We start from the raw sequence: 19175 nt of genomic DNA on the forward strand, positions 1-19175 counted from the left end.
GGGCTGCCCCGGACCGGTACGGATACCGATTCCGGGGCAGCCCCTCACGCGCGCTCGGGCTCACGCCCTACCTGCGCGTCACGCGTCCTTCGACAGGTTCGGGCCGGCGCCGCCTGCCGCCTGCTCGATCGGGGGGACGTCGGGCAGAGCCGACTTCTCCTCGCCGCGGAAGGTGAACGTCTTGTCGTCGCCCTCGCCCTCCGTGCCCACGACCACGATGTGACCGGGACGCAGCTCGCCGAAGAGGATCTTCTCGGAGAGGACGTCCTCGATCTGCCGCTGGATCGTCCGGCGCAGCGGCCGAGCGCCCATCACGGGGTCGTAGCCCTTCTTGGCGAGCAGCGTCTTGGCCTCGCCGCTGAGCTCGATGCCCATGTCGCGGTCCTTGAGACGCTCGTCGACCTTGGCGAGCATGAGGTCGACGATCTGGATGATGTCTTCCTCGGTCAGCTGGTGGAAGACCACCGTGTCGTCGACACGGTTGAGGAATTCCGGCCGGAAGTGCTGCTTGAGCTCTTCGTTGACCTTGACCTTCATGCGCTCGTAGTTGGTCTTGACGTCGCCCTGGGCGGCGAAGCCCAGGTTGAAGCCCTTGGAGATGTCCCGGGTCCCGAGGTTGGTCGTCATGATGATGACCGTGTTCTTGAAGTCCACGACCCGACCCTGGGAGTCGGTCAGGCGACCGTCCTCCAGAATCTGGAGCAGGGAATTGAAGATATCGGGGTGGGCCTTCTCGACCTCGTCGAAGAGCACGACGGAGAACGGCTTGCGGCGCACCTTCTCGGTGAGCTGGCCGCCCTCCTCGTAGCCCACGTAACCGGGGGGCGAACCGAAGAGGCGGGAAACCGTGTGCTTCTCGCTGAACTCCGACATGTCGAGGGAGATCAGCGCGTCCTCGTCGCCGAAGAGGAATTCGGCGAGCGTCTTGGACAGCTCGGTCTTACCGACACCGGACGGGCCGGCGAAGATGAACGAGCCACCGGGGCGCTTCGGGTCCTTCAGCCCGGCTCGCGTACGGCGGATCGCCTGCGAGAGGGCCTTGATGGCGTCCTTCTGGCCGATGACGCGCTTGTGGAGCTCGTCCTCCATGCGCAGCAGACGGGAGGACTCCTCCTCCGTCAGCTTGAAGACCGGGATACCGGTGGCGGTGGCCAGGACTTCGGCGATCAGCTCGCCGTCGACCTCGGCGACGACGTCCATGTCGCCGGCCTTCCACTCCTTCTCCCGCTTGGCCTTCGCCGCCAGCAGCTGCTTCTCCTTGTCGCGGAGGGAAGCCGCCTTCTCGAAGTCCTGGGAGTCGATGGCCGACTCCTTGTCGCGGCGGACACCCGCGATCTTCTCGTCGAACTCGCGGAGGTCCGGCGGCGCGGTCATCCGGCGGATGCGCATCCGGGAGCCGGCCTCGTCGATCAGGTCGATCGCCTTGTCCGGCAGGAAGCGGTCCGAGATGTACCGGTCGGCCAGGGTCGCGGCCTGGACGAGGGCCTCGTCCGTGATGGAGACCCGGTGGTGGGCCTCGTAACGGTCGCGCAGACCCTTGAGGATCTCGATGGTGTGCGGCAGCGACGGCTCCGCGACCTGGATGGGCTGGAAGCGGCGCTCAAGAGCGGCGTCCTTCTCCAGGTGCTTGCGGTACTCGTCGAGCGTGGTGGCGCCGATGGTCTGGAGCTCACCGCGCGCCAGCATGGGCTTGAGGATCGAGGCCGCGTCGATGGCGCCCTCCGCGGCACCCGCACCGACCAGCGTGTGGAGCTCGTCGATGAACAGGATGATGTCGCCGCGGGTGCGGATCTCCTTGAGGACCTTCTTCAGGCGCTCCTCGAAGTCACCCCGGTACCGCGAACCGGCGACCAGGGCACCCAGGTCCAGGGTGTAGAGGTGCTTGTCCTTGAGGGTCTCGGGCACCTCGCCCTTGACGATCGCCTGGGCCAGGCCCTCGACGACCGCCGTCTTGCCGACACCGGGCTCGCCGATGAGGACGGGGTTGTTCTTGGTACGGCGGGACAGCACCTGCATGACCCGCTCGATCTCCTTCTCGCGCCCGATGACCGGGTCGAGCTTGGACTCACGAGCGGCCTGGGTGAGATTCCGGCCGAACTGGTCGAGCACCAGGGACGTGGAGGGCGTGCCCTCGGCGGGGCCGCCCGCGGCCGCCGTCTCCTTGCCGCCCGAGTACCCGGAAAGCAGCTGGATGACCTGCTGCCGGACCCGGTTCAGGTCGGCGCCCAGCTTCACGAGGACCTGGGCGGCGACGCCCTCGCCCTCGCGGATCAGGCCGAGCAGGATGTGCTCGGTGCCGATGTAGTTGTGGCCCAGCTGAAGGGCCTCGCGGAGCGACAGCTCCAGGACCTTCTTGGCTCGCGGGGTGAAGGGGATGTGCCCGGAAGGAGCCTGCTGCCCCTGCCCGATGATCTCCTCCACCTGCTGGCGGACCGCCTCGAGCGAAATCCCGAGGCTCTCCAGGGCCTTAGCGGCGACACCCTCACCCTCGTGGATCAGGCCCAGGAGGATGTGCTCGGTGCCGATGTAGTTGTGGTTGAGCATCCGGGCTTCTTCCTGAGCCAGGACGACAACCCGCCGCGCGCGGTCGGTGAACCTCTCGAACATCGTTAATCGCTCCTCAGAGCGGTCGGTCAGTGAGGGGTCGGTCCCCTCCCAGTCCTTCCGCATGCTAGTCCCGCAGGACGGGACAGCTCATTCCAACTGCCGACATCCGTCCGGATCACCCCGCGCCGGGCGGGGATTCTTACTGCCGAACAGCTGACAACTGCTCCAACCCGATGGTGCGAGACGATGTTCCCGCAGGCCAGGCAGATACCCCTTTCGCCAGTACGCCGATGGCGAACGCGAGACGCCTCGGCCAGCGTGTCGCCCCTTCCCACTAGGAAAGTCTTACCCGCAATCACTGACAGTCCATGCGGCGCGCCCCGGTTCCCTCCGCTACGGGCGAACATCCTTGCGCTGCGACACGCTCCCGAGCGCCCCCTTCGCACGAACACGGAGTGATCGCACCCGAACTTTCCGTAACTCCGCGGAGGGTTCGGCGGTTCATCGGACATGACCCGCACCGTGCCGCAGCCCCGATCGTCGCCCGATGCCGCTCCGGCTTGCGCCGATGCCGCTCTCGCCCGGCGGTACGCGCGGGAGCTGGGCTGGGCCACCGAGGGGCGCGACCCGCTGCGCCTGCTGACCGGGGAGTCCTTCGACGTCCTGGAGCTGCCCGCCGAGGCCGGTCACGCCGTGCTGCGGCGCGGTGTCCGCACCGGCCCGGTGCTGCTGTCCGGTACGCGGATGGGGCTGCTGGTCGCCGCGGGCGGCGCCGATGAGCTGCCGGGGCTGCTCGACTGGCTGGAGTGGAGTCCCCTCACGCCGGACCTGACCGCCGTGGGCGCGGGGGGCCGGGTCACGGCCCCGCCCCTCCCGGGCTCCCCGGGGGACTCGACGGGGGCCGCTGTGTGGCTGCGGCCCCCAGAGCCGAGGCGTGCGCCCGGGCCGGCACTGCCGGCCCTCGCAGGCTTCGGGAGCAGTGGTGGGGATGCTCCCGATCTCGTACGCCTGGTGGACGCGGCGGCCACGGAATGCCATCGGGTCCGGTTGTCACACGCCCGTTCCGGCGTGCCGACAGGGGTGCTGACAAGGGGTTCGGCGGATCAGCCGTTGGCCTTCTCGTAAGCCTCACGGATCTCGGCGGGAACGCGGCCGCGGTCATTCACATTGTGGCCGTTCTCCCGCGCCCACCGGCGGATTTCCGCGGTGTCCTTGTTACCGCCGGCGGCGGCACGGCCCTTGCCGCGGCCCGTGGCGGCACGGCCACCGGTGCGACGTCCACCCTTGGTGTAGGGCTCGAGAAGGCCGCGAAGCTTGTCCGCGTTGGCCGTGGTGAGGTCGATCTCGTACGTCTTGCCGTCGAGGGCGAACGTGACGGTCTCATCAGCCTCGACACCGTCGAGGTCATCGACAAGAAGGACCTGAACCTTCTGTGCCACGGGTTTTCCTTTCATCGAAAATGGAGTACGCGGAAAGGAAACCGCTTTTCCCCGGAAAACACAAACCCTCGGGAGAGGTTCAGGGGGCCGGGAAGACGGGAAACATGCGCGATTCGGACATAGGGATGCAGGTCCTTCTGTCGATCACAGGTGCAGAAGCATCCGGCTGTTGCCCAAGGTGTTCGGCTTCACTCGTTCGAGACCGAGGAACTCCGCGACACCCTCGTCGTAGGAACGCAGCAGCTCACTGTAGACATCGGTGTCGACGGGCGTCTCTCCGATCTCGACGAAGCCGTGCTTGGCGAAGAAGTCCACTTCGAAGGTGAGACAGAAAACCCTGCGGACACCGAGCCATCGCGCGGTCTGCAAGAGCTTCTCCAGCACCTGATGCCCGACTCCCGCGCCCTTCATGCGGGGGTCGACGGCAAGGGTCCGCACCTCTGCCAGGTCTTCCCACATGACATGAAGTGCGCCGCAGCCGATGACGGCCGCGTCCTCGTCGCGTTCCGCGACCCAGAACTCCTGGATGTCCTCGTAAAGAGTGACGGTCGCTTTGTCGAGCAGGATGCCCCCGGACACGTACCCGTCGAGGAGTCGTCGTACCGACCCGACATCACTCGTCCTGGCCCGGCGGACGGTGATGGCGGGCTTATTTACCGACGGGTCGGTATGGAGTTCGGTTTCCGGATCGCTTTGCGGCTGCTCTGAGGACATGCCCCGACGCTATCGCCCGCTCTCCGGCGTCGCGTCATCGGTCGGGGAGTCATCTCCCGGGGTGGTGGCGGTCGGTTCCGCGGGGCTGCCCGGGGCGGTTTCGGCAGTCGGATCAGGGGTGGTTTCCGTGAGATTGGGGGAAACCATACGAACGGCGTCCTGCAACGCTTCGCGCTGCTCGGCGGACATCATGCCGAAGAACGCGACAAGCGCTGCGGCGGGGTTGTCGCTCTGTGACCAGGCTTCGTTCATCAGTGCGGCCGAGTAGGCGGCCCTGGTGGAGACGGCCGTATATCGATAGGCGCGGCCGTCGACTTCCCTGCGGACCCAGCCCTTCTGATGGAGATTGTCCATTACCGTCATCACGGTCGTGTAGGCGATGGACCGTTCCTGCTGAAGGTCCTCAAGGACTTCCCGCACCGTGACCGGTCGGTTCCATTGCCAGACGCGCGTCATCACGGCGTCTTCGAGGTCTCCCAATTGACGGGGCACGCGATCACTTTAGTGCCATATGTCCCGAATGTTCTGCTCCTTGGGCAGCAAAAAGCGCACGACTCGTGAGAGAGCCGTGCGCTCGGGGAACGTGCGCCGGGAAGGCGCGGCGGACGGAGCCGCTCGCGCGGTCAGACATTCTCCGGACGAGCGGTCTGCTTTGCGGACTCCGCGCGGGCGATCGCCGCGTCCACCGCGTCGTCCTCCTTGGTCTTGTTCGGACCACCCTGGCTCTTGACGATGATCACGATCAGGGAGACGAAGAAGACGGCCATCACCACGGGGGGCACGAGCGCGGATACATAGTCCATACCGTCCAGAGTAGCGAGCCCGGAACGGCCCGATGCGGCGACCTCCCGGTGGAGGGCGCCGCATCGGAACACGCCGGAGGGTCAGCCGGCCGCCCGCTCCTCGGACGGGGGCGGTGCGGGCCGTCGGCGCGGCGGGAAGACCTCGGAGGGCTTGGGCATCGGGCGCTCGCCCGGCTTCTGCGGCCTGCCCGGCGCGGCCGGGGTCCTGGGCCGGTCCGGCTCCCGGGCCGCGGCGCGGCCGCCGGGCAGGGCGAGCAGCCGGCTGCGGGGGCCGGGTGCCGCCGCGCCGGCGGAGCGGCCGGCGAGCCGGGCCCGTACGGAGCGCTCGGCGAGCACCTGGCAGCGTTCCAGGAGGGCCGCCGCGAGGGGCCCGCCGCGCAGGGCCCGCAGGGCGGCCAGATCGTCCGGGCGGGGGTCGTAACCGGCCGCCAGGGCGTCCTGGAGCAGTTCCAGGTAGCCGGCGGCGGAGCCGGGGAGGGCGTTGCGGTAGCGGGCGAGGTCGGCGAGGAGGAACGCTCGCAGCCGACCCGCCTCGCCGACCGCCTCGTCCACGGAACCCGCGAGCCGCAGGCAGTCCTGGACGTCCTCGTCGGACAGGGGCGTGGGGTGGAGGGCGATGGCGAGGGCACGTCGGAGCACCCGCAGCTCGTCCGCGCTGAACGCCATGCCGCCTCGTGAACCGTAGGGCGTGGGCATAACGCGACAATACGTGCTAAATGGACAAAATCCGTTTAACTGGTCGTCGGTGGCGCGGCGCGGCGGAACGGTGCGACAGTCCCCGGCCCCGGGCGTTCCCGCAGGTACGCCGGGGTCGCCTGCGGCCTCTCCTACGCGCGGGACACGTTTCGCTCGTACACCAGGCGCAGCCCGATGAGCGTCAGCCACGGCTCGTGCTCGTCGATCACCGAGGACTCCCCCAACACCATCGGAGCAAGGCCGCCCGTCGCGATCACGGTGACGTCGTCCGGGTCGGCGGCCAGCTCCTTCTTCATCCGGGCCACCACCCCGTCGACCTGGCCCGCGAAGCCGTAGATGATGCCGGACTGCATGGCCTCGACGGTGTTCTTGCCGATCACGCTGCGCGGCCGGGCCAGCTCGATCTTGCGGAGCTGGGCGCCCTTGACGCCGAGCGCGTCGACGGAGATCTCGATGCCGGGGGCGATGACCCCGCCCGCGTACTCTCCGCGCGGGGAGACCGCGTCGAAGGTGGTGGCGGTGCCGAAGTCGACGACGATCGCCGGGCCCCCGTACAGCTCGACGGCGGCGACCGCGTTGATGATGCGGTCGGCGCCGACCTCCTTGGGGTTGTCCATCAGGACCGGCACGCCCGTCTTGACCCCGGGCTCGACCAGTACGGCGGGGACGTCGCCGTAGTAGCGACGGGTGACCTCCCGCAGCTCGTGCAGGACCGAGGGGACGGTGGCGCAGATCGCGATGCCCTCGATGCCGTCGCCCAGCTCCATGCCGAGCAGCGGGTGCATGCCCATCAGGCCCTGGAGCAGGACGGCCAGCTCGTCCGCGGTGCGGCGGGCGTCGGTGGAGATCCGCCAGTGCTCGACGATCTCCTCACCGTCGAAGAGGCCGAGGACCGTGTGCGTGTTGCCGACGTCGATGGTGAGCAGCATCAGGCGTCGTCCCCGGCGGAGGGGGACGCGTCCGCGTCGCGGAAGTCCAGGCCGATGTCGAGGATCGGCGAGGAGTGGGTGAGCGCGCCGACCGCGAGATAGTCGACGCCCGCGTCGGCGTAGGCGCGGGCCGAGTCGAGGGTGAGGCGGCCCGAGGACTCCAGGATCGCCCGGCCGTCGACCAGGGCGACCGCCTCGGCGGTCTCGGCCGGGGTGAAGTTGTCCAGCAGGATCAGGTCGACGCCCGCGTCCAGTACCTCGCGGACCTGCTCCAGCGTGTCGACCTCGACCTCGATGGGCAGCTCGGGGAACTCGGCGCGCACCCTCCGGAACGCCTCCGCGACTCCCCCCGCGGCGATCACGTGGTTGTCCTTGACCAGGGCCGCGTCCGAGAGCGACATCCGGTGGTTGACGCCGCCGCCGCAGCGCACCGCGTACTTCTCCAGGGCGCGCAGGCCCGCCGTCGTCTTGCGGGTGTCGCGGACCTTGGCCTTGGAGCCCTCCAGCACGTCCGCCCAGGCGCGGGTGGCGGTGGCGATGCCCGAGAGGCGGCAGAGCAGGTTGAGCGCGCTGCGCTCGCCGGTCAGCAGGTCCCGGGTGCGGGTGGTGACGGTCAGCAGCTTCTGGCCGGGGACGATCCGGTCGCCGTCCTCGACATGCCGCTCGACCTCGAACTCCTCGGTGCAGACGATCGACAGGACCGCCTCGGCGACCCGCAGCCCGGCGACCACGCCGGCCTCGCGGGCGGTGAAGTCACCGGTGACCACGGCGTCCTCGGGGACGGTCGCCACGGTCGTGACGTCCACCCCGCCGTCAAGGTCCTCCTCGATCGCCACATGCGCGACGTCCTCGACCTGGACGGGGTCGAGCCCCGCCTCGGCCAGCAGCAGGGCGAGCGCGGGGTCGAGGCCGCACTCCAGGGCGTCGGGGTCGAAGCCCTCGCCGCAACCGCAGCCGTCGCCGCAGCCGCCTTCCGGGGCCTCGGACGATGCGGGCGCGCCGACGCTGATCAGCGGTACGTCCACGGGAGTGGGGCGCGGATTCTCTTCGGGCGTGCTCACGGTGTCGGCTCCTCGGGGACGTGGCTGGTGGTGCGGGTGCGGCTGGTGCTTCGGGTGGTGCCGATGGTGCGGGGTTGCCGATGCTGGGTGTGGCCGGTGCTGGGTGTGGCCGGTGCTGCTCCGCGCGGGGGCGGCGGAGCGGCTGCTTCCAGCAGTCTGCTCAATCCGACGGGCGTACGGGCGGGAATGCGGCGGTCTCCGTGCGGTGGACGACCGGGGTGCGGTCCGGCGCGATGCGGACGACCAGGTGGCGGCGGCCGTGGGCGTCGTCGCGGTCGGGCCGGTCCTCGCGCCAGTGGCAGCCGCGGGTCTCCTCGCGTTCCCGGGCGGCGGCGACCAGGACCCGGGAGACCAGGAGCAGATTGGTGGCCTCCCAGGCGTCGACCCCGGGGACGACCGCCTTGGCCCCGTCCGCCTCCGCGGCGGCTTCCCGGTGCAGGGTCTCCAGCTCCTCGACGGCGGCGGCCAGGGAGTCGGCGGAGCGCAGGACTCCGGCGCCCCGGGTCATCGTGCGCTGGATCGCCGTGCGGGCCTCGGGTGCCAGCAGCGGGACCAGGTCGCCCACCGCCCGGGAGGACTCGGCCGGTTCCGTGCGGGGCGGGCGGACCTCGGCGATGTCGGCGGCGATGCGCTCGGCGAAGACCAGGCCCTCCAGCAGGGAGTTGGACGCGAGGCGGTTGGCCCCGTGGACTCCGGTGCAGGCGACCTCGCCGCAGGCGTACAGGCCGGGGACGGTGGTGCGGCCGCGCAGGTCCGTGCGGACGCCGCCGGAGGCGTAGTGCGCGGCCGGGGCGACCGGGATCGGCTCGGTCACCGGGTCGATGCCGTGGGACCGGCAGGCGGCCAGGATGGTGGGGAAGCGCTGCTCCCACATGGCCGCCCCGAAGTGCCGGGCGTCCAGATACATGTGCTCGGCGCCCTTCTCGTGCATGCGGCGCGTGATGCCCTTGGCGACGATGTCGCGCGGGGCCAGCTCGGCCAGCTCGTGCTGTCCGAGCATGAAGCGGACGCCGTCGGCGTCGACGAGATGCGCGCCCTCGCCCCGTACGGCCTCGGAGACCAGCGGCTGCTGACCTTCGGAGTCCGCGCCGAGGAAGAGGACCGTGGGGTGGAACTGGACGAACTCCAGGTCGGAGACCTCCGCTCCGGCCCGCAGCGCGAGCGCCACGCCGTCGCCGGTGGAGACGGAGGGGTTGGTGGTGGCGGAGAAGACCTGGCCCATCCCGCCGGTGGCGAGGACCACCGAGGGGGCCCGGACCGCGCCGACGCCGTCGTGCTGCCCCTCTCCCATGACGTGCAGCGAGACGCCCGCCGTACGGCCTTCGGCGTCCGTCAGCAGGTCCAGGACGAGGGCGTTCTCGATGGTGTGCAGGGTGGCTTCGCGGACCGCCTCGACCAGGGCGCGGGAGATCTCCGCGCCGGTCGCGTCGCCGCCCGCGTGGGCGATGCGGCGGCGGTGGTGGCCGCCCTCGCGGGTGAGCGCGATGTCGCCGCTGTCGGTGGTGTCGAAGTGGGCGCCGGTGGTGATCAGCCGGCGTACGGCGTCGGGGCCCTCGGTGACCAGGGTGCGCACGGCCTCCTCGTCGCAGAGGCCCGCGCCCGCGACGAGGGTGTCGTCGAGGTGCTGCTCGGGGGTGTCGCCCTCGCCGAGCGCCGCGGCGATGCCGCCCTGGGCCCAGCGGGTCGAACCGTCGTCGAGCCGGGCCTTGGTGACGACGACGGTGTCCAGGCCGGCGGCGGCGCACCGCAGGGCGGCGGTGAGCCCGGCGACGCCGGAGCCGACCACCACGACGTCCGCGTCGATGGCCCAGCCGGGGGCGGGGGCGGTCAGCCGTATTCCGGTCACGTCAGGGCTCCGAAGGTGAGGGGGATGTTGTCGATGAGGCGGGTGTTCCCGACCCGGGCCGCGACGGCGAGGATCGCCTCCCCGCTCTCGCGGTCGTCCGGGATCTCGGTGAAGTCCGCCGGGTCCACCAGGGCCAGGTAGTCCAGGACGAGCGGGACCCGGTCGCGGGCGGCGGCCTCGTCCAGGATCGTCCGGGCGGCGGCGCGGACGGCTGCGGGCGCCCCGCCCGGCCGGACCAGCGCCACGGCCTGGGCGTCGGCGGCGGCCCGGGCCTCGCCCAGTCTGTTGAGCCCGGCGGCCCGGTCGCCGCCGGGCGCGGTGGCCCTGGCCCGCTCGTGCAGGGCCTGCTGGGCGGCGAGCCGGTCCTGGGCCGCGAACAGGGCGCGGGGCAGGGCCAGGGCGGTGTGCCGCTCCTGCGGGGAGAGGAAACGGTTGCGGCTGGAGAGCGCGAGGCCGTCCTCGTCCCGGACGGTGGGGACGCCGGTGATCCGGACGCCGAAATTCAGGTCCCGGACCATACGGCGGATCAGGGCGAGCTGCTGGGCGTCCTTCTGCCCGTAGAACGCCTCGTCGGGGCGGGTGAGGTGGAGGAGCTTGGCGACGACGGTGAGCATCCCGTCGAAGTGGCCGGGGCGGGACGCGCCTTCGAGGCGCTCGCCCATGGGGCCCGCGGTGATCCGGACCTGGGGTTCGCCGCCCGGGTAGACCTCGTCGACGCCGGGGGCGAAGACCGCGTCGGCGCCCGCCGCCGCGGCGGTCTCCAGGTCGGCGTCCAGGGTGCGCGGATAGCGGTCCAGGTCGGCGGCCTCGCCGAACTGGAGCGGGTTCACGAAGACGGTGACCACGACCTGGCCGTGCGGTCCTGCCGCTTCCCGGGCCGCGCGGATCAGGGTGGCGTGGCCGTCGTGCAGCGCGCCCATCGTCATGACGACGGCCCGCTCGGCCCCGGCGGGGCGGGGCAGCGCGTCGAGCTCGGCGGCCGTGCGCAGGAGGGTGGTCCGCACCGTGCGTGTCATCGGGTCTCCCCCGGTCCGGCGCCGCCGGGGCGGCGCTCCTGGTCGGCCAGGACGACGAGGAGGTCCTCGGCCAGCTCGGCCTTGAGCAGGCCGTGGGCGAGCGCCCGGTCGGCCGTGGCGCGGGCCATCGCGACATATCCGGCCACCGCCTGCGGGGCATGGGCGCGCAGCTCGCCGATGTGGGCGGCGACCGTGCCCGCGTCCCCCCGGGCGACCGGGCCGGTCAGCGCGGCGTCACCGGAACGCAGGGCGTTGTCCAGGGCGGCGCCGAGCAGCGGGCCGAGCATCCGGTCCGGGGCGGCGACCCCGGCCTTGGTCAGCAGCTCCATCGACTGGGCGACCAGGGTGACCAGGTGGTTCGCACCCAGCGCGAGGGCCGCGTGGTAGAGCGGGCGCGACTCCTCTGCGATCCACTCGGGCTCGCCGCCCATCTCGATGACCAGGGCCTCGGCCGCGAGCCGCAGCCCCTCGGGAGCGGTGACGCCGAAGGAGCAGCCCGCGAGCCTAGGGACGTCGACGGCGGTGCCGGTGAACGTCATCGCGGGGTGCAGCGCGAGCGGCAGCGCCCCGGCCCGCAGCGCGGGGTCCAGCACCTTCGCCCCGTACCGCCCGGAGGTGTGGGCGAGGAGCTGGCCCGGCCGGACGGCGCCGGTCTCGACGAGGCCCTCGACCAGCGTGGGCAGCACGTCGTCGGGGACGGTCAGGAGCACCAGCTCGGCGCGGGCCAGCACCTCGGCGGGCTCCACCAGGGGCACGTCGGGGAGGAGGGCCGCGGCGCGGCGGCGGGAGGCGTCGGAGACGCCGGACACGGCGACCGGGCGGTGCCCGGCGAGCTGGAGCGACGCGGCGAGGGCGGGTCCGACCCGGCCCGCGCCGACGACGCCGACCGTGAGACGGGCGGGGCGGTCCCTCGCGTCGAGGGGTTCCTTCGAAACTGATGCGTTCACGCGGCGATGGCCTTCCGTTCCAGTCCGCAGGGGGTACCGGACGACTTCTCTGCATGCTACGCCAGCGTTTCGGAGGAGCCCCGCCCCCGCCCACAGCCTGTGGATAACTTTCCGGGCGGGACGGAATCGCGCGGGCGCTCCGCCGGAGGTCCGGGTGATGATCGTCCCATGGCGACCATGGATGAGCAGGAGCAGCGGCGGCGCAGGCTGACCGCGTGGCGGGGTGCGCGGCGGGTGCTGGCCCGGGTGGGCGCGGACGGCACGCTCGGCGAACGGCTGGCGGCGCTGGCCGCCGACGCCCCGTCCGTACACGATCCGGACGACTGGACCGATGTGTACGGGGGCGGGGTCGTCGCCGATCTGGAGCGGCGGGCGGCCGGGCTGCTGGGGATGGAGGCGGCGGCGTTCTTCCCGACCGGGACGATGGCCCAGCAGGTCGCGCTGCGGTGCTGGGCCGGCCGCACGGGCAACGCGACGGTGGCGCTGCATCCCCTGTCCCACCCGGAGGTGCACGAGGGCGGGGCGCTGGGAGTGGTGAGCGGACTGCGCACGGTGCATCCGACGTCGGAGCCGCGGCTGCCGGACGCGGAGGAGGTCCGGGGGTTCCCGGAGCCGTTCGGCACGCTGATGCTGGAGCTGCCGTTGCGGGACGCCGGGTTCGTCCTGCCGTCCTGGGAGGAGCTGACGGCGGTGGTGGACGCGGCCCGGGAGCGGGACGCGGTCGTCCACTTCGACGGGGCGCGGCTGTGGGAGTGCGGTCCGCACTTCGGGCGCGAGCTGTCGGAGATCGCGGGTCTTGCGGACAGCGTGTACGTGTCCTTCTACAAGTCGCTGGACGGGCTGTCCGGGGCGGTGCTGGCGGGGCCCTCGACGCTGGTGGAGGAGGCGCGGGTGTGGCGTCACCGGTACGGGGGCCAGCTCTTCCAGCAGTTCCCGGCGGCGCTGTCCGCGCTGGTCGGACTGGAGCGGGAGCTGCCGCGCCTCCCGTCGTACGTGGCCCACGCGAAGGTGGTGGCCGGGGCGCTGGCGGACGGGTTCGCGGCGGCGGGGGTGCCGTGGTTCCGGGTGCATCCGGAGCCGCCGCACACGCATCAGTTCCAGGTCTGGCTGCCGTACGGGACGGAGGTGCTGGACGAGGCGTCGGTGCGGCAGGCGGAGGAGACGGGGGTGGCCCTGTTCCGGCGCTGGTTCGCGGGGACGGGCGGGGCGGGGCTGCCGCCGGGGACGTCGTTCACCGAGGTGACGGTGGGGGGCGCGGGGCTGGAGTGGTCGGCGGGGGATGTGCGGGATGCGGTGGCGGGGTTCGTGGGGTTTGTGAGTTAGGCCGCGGCCTCGTGGGGGGGGCGGCCTCGTTCGGGGCGGGGCCCCCGGGCTGCCCGGGGTCCTGTTCAGTGCCGGCCCCCGGGCCCCGGGGTTCCGCCCTCAAACGCCGGACCGGCTGGACGGGGCGGTGCGGCGAGTCGGCGGGTGTGTGAGCCAGTGTCTGTACAGGTCGCGCAGGACCGAGCGGTCGTGGCGGCCCGGGGGCGGCGGCGCGGGCTCCGACCGCTGGGCCGCGCGGTAGGTGTCGAGCATGTGCTGCTGGATGGCGTCCATGCTGTTCAGCCTGCGCGGCCCGTGGTGGGCCCGCGCGTTGATTGACGGCCACCGTCAATCGGAACGTCGGGCCCGGGACCATACCCCCACTATGGAGGGGTGAGCGTGCACATAGACATCGCGGGACTCCCCGCCGACCGCGTCGTTTTCGCGACCTCTCCCCTGGCCGAGCTGGGCCTCGCCCTGCATGCGCTCTCCGAGCCCGGCCACCATCCGGGGCTGCACGGCTGGACCACCGCGACCGCGGCGGCCCTGGAGCCCGACCTCGCGGACCGGCTGCTGGAGGCGGAGTTCCTCTGGCGGAACACCTTCGCCGACATCTTCCTGCCGTTCTCCGGCATCCGCGGCGGCGACGGCAGGACCGGGGCGACCCTCGCGGAGGACCTGGACATCCTGGACCGGCTCGACGACGAACGGTTCGTCACGGCGGCCACCGAGTTCACCTGCTCCAGCATGTACGGGGCCGACGCCCCGTCACCGCTGGTGGACGCGGGGATGCGGGCCCGGGTCCTGGACATGGCGGCGGCGCGCGGCCCGCGCCAGGTGGAGTTCACCAAGCGGCTGCTGGCCGACCCCGTCTCCGTACGCGGATGGATCCGGCGGCTTCTGGAGGACTGCGACCAGGCGTTCTTCGCCGACACCTGGCGGCGGGTCTCCGTCCAGCTGGTCGCCGACGCCCGGCACAAGACGGAGTTGCTGCGACGCAAGGGGCTCGCCGACGCGATCGGCGCCGTCTCCTCGGCCGTGGCCCTGGACGAGGCCGCGGAGCGGATCACCGTCGACAAACTGACCGAGGGCCGGACCACGGCCGTCGCCCCGGAGGTCGGCCTCGGCCTCACTCTCGTCCCCACCAGCTTCGGCTGGCCGCACCTGACCGTGCTGCACGCCCGCCACTGGCGCCCCGTGATCCACTACCCGGTCCGGCTGCCCGACCTGCCGTCGCCCGCCTCCGTGGAACAGCTCCAGCGCCGGATGGAGGCCCTGGCCCACCCGATGCGGATGCGGCTGTGCCGCAACCTCGCCCGCTCCCCGTACACCACGGGCGAACTGGCCGAATCGCACAGCATCACCGCGCCCGAGGTGTCGCGGCACCTCTCGGTGCTCAAGAAGGCGGGCCTGGTCACCACGCGCCGCCGGGGCCGCTATGTCCTGCACCAGCTGGACCTGACGGTCGTCGCCCGGCTCGGCAGCGACTTCCTGGAGGGCGTCCTGCGCTGAGCCCGCCGGGCCGCTCCCCGGTCTCCCCTCAGCCCGCGCCGCCGCCGGCCCTGACCAGGCCGGTCTCGTAGGCGAGGACGACGACCTGGACCCGGTCGCGGAGGTTGAGCTTGGTGAGGATGCGGCCGACGTGCGTCTTGACCGTGGCCTCGGAGAGTACGAGCCGGGCCGCGATCTCCCCGTTGGAGAGACCCTGGGCGACCAGGAGCATGACTTCCCGTTCGCGTTCGGTGAGCTTGCCGACGTGCTTGTTCTTCGGCTCCTTCTCGCCACTGGGCAGCATCGGCGAGAAGCGGTCGAGCAGCCGGCGGGTGGTGGAGGGGGCGACGACCGCGTCGCCGCTGTGCACCGAACGGATCGCGGCGAGCAGCTCGGCGGGCGGCACGTCCTTGAGCATGAAACCGCTGGCCCCCGCCTTCAACCCGGAGAAGGCGTACTCGTCGAGGTCGAAGGTGGTCAGGATGAGCACCTTCGGCGGGTCCTGCTGCGCGCAGATCCGGCGGGTCGCCTCGACGCCGTCCAGCCGGGGCATGCGGACGTCCATCAGGACCACGTCGACGGCGGTGGACCGCAGCATCTCGATCGCCTCCGCCCCGTCACCGGCCTCGGCGACCACCTCCATGTCGGGCTGGGCGGCGAGCACCATCCGGAAGCCGGTCCGCAGCAGCACCTGGTCGTCGACGAGCATCACGCGGATGGCCATGGTCATGGGAACGTGTCCTGTCCTGAGGTCAGTCGATCGGTCGGTCGTCGGGGCGGGCGTCGGGCCGGTCGTGGTCTGATCGGTCGTGGTCGGGCCGGGGCCGGGAAGTCGTGGGGCGGGTCAGTCCGAGGGCTTCAGCGGCAGCAGCGCGCTGATCCGGAAGCCGCCGCCGGGCCGGGGCCCCGCGTCCAGGGTGCCTCCCACCATGCCGACCCGCTCCCGCATCCCGATCATCCCGTGTCCGGCGCCGTCCGCGCCGCCGTCCTCGTACAGCTCGTGCGCCGCGCCCCGGCCGTCGTCCTCGATCAGCAGCCCGAGACCGTCGTCGAAGTACACCAGCCGGACGCTGGCCCCGGCGTCGGGGCCGCCGTGCTTGCGGGTGTTCGTCAGGGCCTCCTGCACCACCCGGTACGCGGTCAGCTCCACGCCGCTGGGCAGCGGACGCGGGGTGCCCTCGACCTTGAAGTCGACCTCCAGGCCGGTCTGCCGCACCTGCGCGACCAGGTCCTCGATCTGTTCGACGTCGGGCTGGGGGACGTACTCCCCGCTCTCCGGGGCGTCACCGGTCCGCAGCACACCGAGCAGCCGCCGCATCTCCGCGAGCGCCTGGCGGCCGGTGCTGGAGATGGTCTCCAGGGCCTGCTTGGCCTGGTCGGGGGCGGCGTCCATGACATAGGCGGCACCGTCGGCCTGGACGACCATCACGGACACGTTGTGCGCGACGACGTCGTGCAGCTCCCGGGCGATCCGGGCCCGCTCGGCGGCGACCGCGACCTTGGACTGCGCCTCGCGTTCCCGCTCCAGGCGGGCGGCACGCTCCTCCAGCTGGTCGAAATAGGCGCGCCGGGTGCGCAGCGAGTCCCCGAGCACCCAGGCCAGCACGAACGGCACGGTCATGATGATCGTCACGAAGACCTTCTCGGCCCAGGACGCGCCGGGCTCGGCGTCCCACCGCAGCTGGGACAGGGCCCCAGCGCTCATGCTGCAGATCAGCGCGAGCCGGGACGCCCAGCGCTCGCCCACCGTGGCCACGGTGTACGTGATCACCAGCATCGCGAAGTTCCCGATGCCCGGCCGGACGTTGAACACCAGCTGCACGACGCCCACCAGGATGGCGAGCAGCAGCATCTTCTCGGGGGCCTTGCGGCGCAGCGCCACGACGGTGGAGAGCCCCAGCGCGACCGGGACCGCGACGAGCTCCTCGCGCCCGGCGTCGTACGCGCCCGACACCATCGACATGCCGGAGAGCCCGAGGAGGAAGACGGCCCAGAAGACGTCGACGCCCGTCGGGTGTCTGCGGATGAAGTCGTAGAGGCGCTGCACGTGACTAAGCGTAGGGACAGGTGATCGGTGCCCGGGTCAACCGGAGGGTCGATCCGGGTCCTGGGACCGTACTCCCCAAGGTGGAGACTTGCCTACGTGACGGACGAATGGCGCGGTTGGCGGGAGGCGGCTCAGGCCGCTCTGTACGGGGATGTGGGCTTTTATCGCAGCCCGGCGCGGAGCCCGAAGGGACCCGCGGGCCACTTCCGTACCTCGGTGCACGCCTCGCCGCTCTTCGCGGGCGCGGTGGCCCGGCTGTTGACCGGAATCGCGCGGGAGCTGAACACCGGGACGGTCGCACTGGTCGATGTGGGGGCGGGGCGCGGCGAGCTGCTGACCGGAGTGCTGGCCGCGCTGGCCGCACGGCCGGAGGCGCCGGACGTGACCCCGTACGCCGTCGAGGTCGCCGCCCGGCCGCCGGGACTGGATCCCCGGATCGAGTGGTGCGCCGAGCCGCCGGCCGGGGTCACCGGTCTGCTGTTCGCCAACGAGTGGCTGGACAACGTTCCGGTGGAGGTGGCGGAGGCGGACGCGGAGGGTGTTCCCCGGTACGTCCAGGTGCGGACCTCGGACGGTGCGGAGCGCCTGGGCGCTCCGGTGACCGGGGCGGACGCCGCGTGGCTGGAGCGCTGGTGGCCGCTGTCCGTGCCGGGCGAGCGGGCGGAGATCGGCCGCCCCCGGGACGCCGCCTGGGCCGGAGCCGTGGGTTCCCTGGCCGCCGGTCTCGCGGTGGCGGTGGACTACGCGCACGGGCAGGACGCCCGCCCGCCCTTCGGGACGCTGACCGGCTTCCGGGGCGGGCGCGAGGTGCGCCCGGTGCCGGACGGGTCCTGCGACCTGACCGCGCATGTGGCGCTGGACGCCTGCGCGGCGGCGGTCACGGAGCCGGTCGCGGAATCGGTCACGGCGGCGGGGACCGACGCGAGCACCGAGCTGACCGACCAGCGGGCCGCGCTGCGCCGCCTCGGTGTCGGCGGCGACCGGCCGCCGCTGAGCCTGGCCACCACCGACCCGGCGGGTTACGTACGCGCGCTGGCGGCGGCGGGCGAGGCGGCGGAGCTGACCGCGCGCGGCGGCCTCGGCGACTTCGGCTGGCTGCTGCACCGGGTGGGGCTGCCGGCCCTGCCCCCGTGACACCCGCCGCCCGCCCCCGTCAGGGAACGAACGGTCAGGGAATACTGTCCCGCATGACGGAGACGACGATCGGCATCGGCGGAGCGGCGGAGAGCACCGACATGGTGCTCAACATCGGCCCCCAGCACCCCTCGACGCACGGGGTCCTCCGGCTGCGGATCGTGCTGGACGGCGAGCGCGTCCAGCACGCGGAGCCGGTCATCGGCTATATGCACCGGGGCGCGGAGAAGCTCTTCGAGGCCCGTGACTACCGGCAGATCGTCATGCTGGCCAACCGCCACGACTGGCTGTCCGCGTTCTCGAACGAGCTGGGCGTCGTGATGGCCGTCGAGCGGATGCTCGGCATGGAGGTCCCCGAGCGCGCCGTGTGGACGCGGACGCTGCTCGCCGAGCTGAACCGGGTCCTCAACCATCTGATGTTCCTCGGCTCCTACCCCCTCGAACTCGGCGGCATCACCCCGGTCTTCCACGCCTTCCGGGAGCGCGAGGAGCTCCAGGCGGTGATGGAGGAGGTCTCCGGCGGGCGGATGCACTACATGTTCAACCGGGTCGGAGGCCTGAAGGAGGACATCCCGGCGGGCTGGACCGGCCGGGTCCGGGACGCCGTCGCCTCCGTCCGCTCCCGCATGGACGTGTACGAGAACCTGGTCCTCGGCAACGAGATCTTCCGGGGCCGTACGCGCGACGTGGGCGTACTGTCCGCCGAAGCGGTGCACGCGTACGGGGTGTCGGGGCCGATCGCCCGCGCCTCGGGCGTCGACTTCGACCTGCGGCGCGACGAGCCGTATCTGGCGTACGGGGAGCTGCGGGACACCCTGAAGGTGGTGACCCGGCCCGAGGGCGACTGTCTGGCCCGCTTCGAGTGCCTGCTGGAGCAGACGCTCAACTCCCTGGATCTGGCGGACGCCTGTTTGGACCGGATGGCCGGACTGGCGCCGGGGCCGATCAACCAGCGCCTGCCCAAGGTGCTCAAGGCCCCCGAGGGCCACACCTACGCCTGGACGGAGAACCCGCTCGGCGTCAACGGCTACTACCTGGTTTCCAAGGGCGAGAAGACGCCCTACCGGCTGAAGCTGCGCTCCGCCTCGTTCAACAACATCCAGGCGCTCACCGAGCTGCTGCCGGGCACCCTGGTCGCCGACATGGTGGCGATCCTGGGCTCGCTGTTCTTCGTCGTCGGGGACATCGACAAGTAGCGGGCCC

Annotated in this window: 19 protein-coding genes; 5 read left to right on the forward strand and 14 right to left on the reverse strand. The window is 71.9% G+C overall.

The features are described 5' to 3' along the window. Positions 1-78: 78 nt before the first annotated feature. Complete coding sequence (locus CCZ36_RS14410; RefSeq protein WP_069740367.1) at positions 79-2607, reverse strand: ATP-dependent Clp protease ATP-binding subunit; 2529 nt, start codon at positions 2605-2607, stop codon at positions 79-81. Between the two features lie 450 nt (positions 2608-3057). On the opposite strand from CCZ36_RS14410, the gene CCZ36_RS14420 reads away from it, so the two are divergent. After that, the gene (locus tag CCZ36_RS14420) at positions 3058-3672 is read left to right on the forward strand and encodes an SCO3374 family protein (RefSeq protein ID WP_069740366.1); all 615 of its coding nucleotides are present in this window, start codon (positions 3058-3060) and stop codon (positions 3670-3672) included. On the opposite strand, the gene CCZ36_RS14425 is transcribed toward CCZ36_RS14420, so the two are convergent. From CCZ36_RS14425 to CCZ36_RS14470, 10 genes are all read right to left on the reverse strand, one after another. Beyond that, entirely contained in the window at positions 3651-3986 is a 336-nt protein-coding gene (locus CCZ36_RS14425) for a histone-like nucleoid-structuring protein Lsr2 (protein ID WP_006125504.1), read from the reverse strand. The genes CCZ36_RS14420 and CCZ36_RS14425 overlap by 22 nt on opposite strands. A 144-nt stretch (positions 3987-4130) precedes the next feature. Further along, positions 4131-4700 (reverse strand): amino-acid N-acetyltransferase, encoded by a 570-nt coding sequence (locus CCZ36_RS14430; RefSeq protein ID WP_069740365.1) that lies wholly within the window; start codon positions 4698-4700, stop codon positions 4131-4133. Between the two features lie 9 nt (positions 4701-4709). Next, positions 4710-5192: a BlaI/MecI/CopY family transcriptional regulator gene (locus CCZ36_RS14435; RefSeq protein ID WP_079134363.1), complete on the reverse strand. Its 483-nt coding sequence runs from the start codon at positions 5190-5192 to the stop codon at positions 4710-4712. A 131-nt stretch (positions 5193-5323) separates the two neighbouring features. Then, the gene (locus tag CCZ36_RS14440; RefSeq protein ID WP_006125507.1) at positions 5324-5503 is read right to left on the reverse strand and encodes a hypothetical protein; all 180 of its coding nucleotides are present in this window, start codon (positions 5501-5503) and stop codon (positions 5324-5326) included. Positions 5504-5584: 81 nt separating this feature from the next. Continuing rightward, positions 5585-6169 carry a hypothetical protein gene (locus CCZ36_RS14445; protein ID WP_128819497.1) on the reverse strand — a complete coding sequence of 195 codons (585 nt, stop codon included), beginning with the start codon at positions 6167-6169 and terminating at the stop codon, positions 5585-5587. A gap of 161 nt (positions 6170-6330) precedes the next feature. Then, positions 6331-7128 (reverse strand): type III pantothenate kinase, encoded by a 798-nt coding sequence (locus tag CCZ36_RS14450; protein WP_069738707.1) that lies wholly within the window; start codon positions 7126-7128, stop codon positions 6331-6333. Continuing rightward, a complete protein-coding gene (gene nadC / locus CCZ36_RS14455) occupies positions 7128-8189 on the reverse strand; it encodes a carboxylating nicotinate-nucleotide diphosphorylase (RefSeq protein WP_069738708.1) in 1062 nt (353 codons plus the stop codon). Before nadC ends, CCZ36_RS14450 begins: the two co-directional genes overlap by 1 nt. Positions 8190-8349: 160 nt before the next feature. Beyond that, positions 8350-10035: an L-aspartate oxidase gene (locus CCZ36_RS14460; protein ID WP_128817808.1), complete on the reverse strand. Its 1686-nt coding sequence runs from the start codon at positions 10033-10035 to the stop codon at positions 8350-8352. Then, on the reverse strand, positions 10032-11051 hold the full coding sequence (panC, locus tag CCZ36_RS14465; RefSeq protein ID WP_069738710.1) for a pantoate--beta-alanine ligase: 1020 nt from the start codon (positions 11049-11051) through the stop codon (positions 10032-10034). The genes CCZ36_RS14460 and panC overlap by 4 nt, the downstream gene beginning before the upstream one ends. Beyond that, a complete protein-coding gene (locus tag CCZ36_RS14470) occupies positions 11048-11998 on the reverse strand; it encodes a Rossmann-like and DUF2520 domain-containing protein (protein WP_069738711.1) in 951 nt (316 codons plus the stop codon). Before CCZ36_RS14470 ends, panC begins: the two co-directional genes overlap by 4 nt. A 168-nt stretch (positions 11999-12166) precedes the next feature. Between CCZ36_RS14470 and CCZ36_RS14475 the strand changes: the two genes are divergently transcribed. Next, the gene (locus tag CCZ36_RS14475; RefSeq protein ID WP_128817809.1) at positions 12167-13321 is read left to right on the forward strand and encodes a threonine aldolase family protein; all 1155 of its coding nucleotides are present in this window, start codon (positions 12167-12169) and stop codon (positions 13319-13321) included. Positions 13322-13420: 99 nt separating this feature from the next. On the opposite strand, the gene CCZ36_RS14480 is transcribed toward CCZ36_RS14475, so the two are convergent. Beyond that, positions 13421-13594 (reverse strand): hypothetical protein, encoded by a 174-nt coding sequence (locus CCZ36_RS14480; RefSeq protein WP_164873504.1) that lies wholly within the window; start codon positions 13592-13594, stop codon positions 13421-13423. 105 nt (positions 13595-13699) lie between these two features. Between CCZ36_RS14480 and CCZ36_RS14485 the strand changes: the two genes are divergently transcribed. Continuing rightward, on the forward strand, positions 13700-14812 hold the full coding sequence (locus CCZ36_RS14485) for a DUF5937 family protein (protein ID WP_069738713.1): 1113 nt from the start codon (positions 13700-13702) through the stop codon (positions 14810-14812). Between the two features lie 28 nt (positions 14813-14840). Here the strand turns inward: CCZ36_RS14485 and CCZ36_RS14490 are convergent, their stop codons facing one another. After that, positions 14841-15515 carry a response regulator transcription factor gene (locus CCZ36_RS14490; protein WP_010063746.1) on the reverse strand — a complete coding sequence of 225 codons (675 nt, stop codon included), beginning with the start codon at positions 15513-15515 and terminating at the stop codon, positions 14841-14843. Positions 15516-15635: 120 nt separating this feature from the next. Beyond that, positions 15636-16838, reverse strand: coding sequence for a sensor histidine kinase (locus CCZ36_RS14495; protein ID WP_069738714.1), 1203 nt, complete (start codon positions 16836-16838; stop codon positions 15636-15638). Positions 16839-16934: 96 nt separating this feature from the next. Here CCZ36_RS14495 and CCZ36_RS14500 point away from each other — a divergent pair, with 96 nt between their 5' ends. After that, on the forward strand, positions 16935-17972 hold the full coding sequence (locus CCZ36_RS14500) for an SAM-dependent methyltransferase (protein ID WP_128817810.1): 1038 nt from the start codon (positions 16935-16937) through the stop codon (positions 17970-17972). Between the two features lie 53 nt (positions 17973-18025). Beyond that, on the forward strand, positions 18026-19168 hold the full coding sequence (locus CCZ36_RS14505) for an NADH-quinone oxidoreductase subunit D (protein ID WP_069738716.1): 1143 nt from the start codon (positions 18026-18028) through the stop codon (positions 19166-19168). Positions 19169-19175: the final 7 nt, after the last annotated feature.

The sequence above is a fragment of the Streptomyces sp. S063 genome, from assembly GCF_002832675.1.
Lineage (GTDB): Bacteria > Actinomycetota > Actinomycetes > Streptomycetales > Streptomycetaceae > Streptomyces > Streptomyces sindenensis.

Coding starts and splice junctions, on each gene's coding strand:
- CCZ36_RS14440 (WP_006125507.1), bottom strand. CDS start 5,503: ATGGACTATGTATCCGCGCTCGTGCCCCCCGTGGTGATGGCCGTCTTC.
- CCZ36_RS14450 (WP_069738707.1), bottom strand. CDS start 7,128: ATGCTGCTCACCATCGACGTCGGCAACACGCACACGGTCCTCGGCCTC.
- CCZ36_RS14505 (WP_069738716.1), top strand. CDS start 18,026: ATGACGGAGACGACGATCGGCATCGGCGGAGCGGCGGAGAGCACCGAC.
- CCZ36_RS14480 (WP_164873504.1), bottom strand. CDS start 13,594: ATGGACGCCATCCAGCAGCACATGCTCGACACCTACCGCGCGGCCCAG.
- CCZ36_RS14420 (WP_069740366.1), top strand. CDS start 3,058: ATGACCCGCACCGTGCCGCAGCCCCGATCGTCGCCCGATGCCGCTCCG.
- CCZ36_RS14410 (WP_069740367.1), bottom strand. CDS start 2,607: ATGTTCGAGAGGTTCACCGACCGCGCGCGGCGGGTTGTCGTCCTGGCT.
- CCZ36_RS14430 (WP_069740365.1), bottom strand. CDS start 4,700: ATGTCCTCAGAGCAGCCGCAAAGCGATCCGGAAACCGAACTCCATACC.
- CCZ36_RS14490 (WP_010063746.1), bottom strand. CDS start 15,515: ATGGCCATCCGCGTGATGCTCGTCGACGACCAGGTGCTGCTGCGGACC.
- CCZ36_RS14445 (WP_128819497.1), bottom strand. CDS start 6,169: ATGGCGTTCAGCGCGGACGAGCTGCGGGTGCTCCGACGTGCCCTCGCC.
- panC (WP_069738710.1), bottom strand. CDS start 11,051: ATGACACGCACGGTGCGGACCACCCTCCTGCGCACGGCCGCCGAGCTC.
- CCZ36_RS14475 (WP_128817809.1), top strand. CDS start 12,167: ATGGCGACCATGGATGAGCAGGAGCAGCGGCGGCGCAGGCTGACCGCG.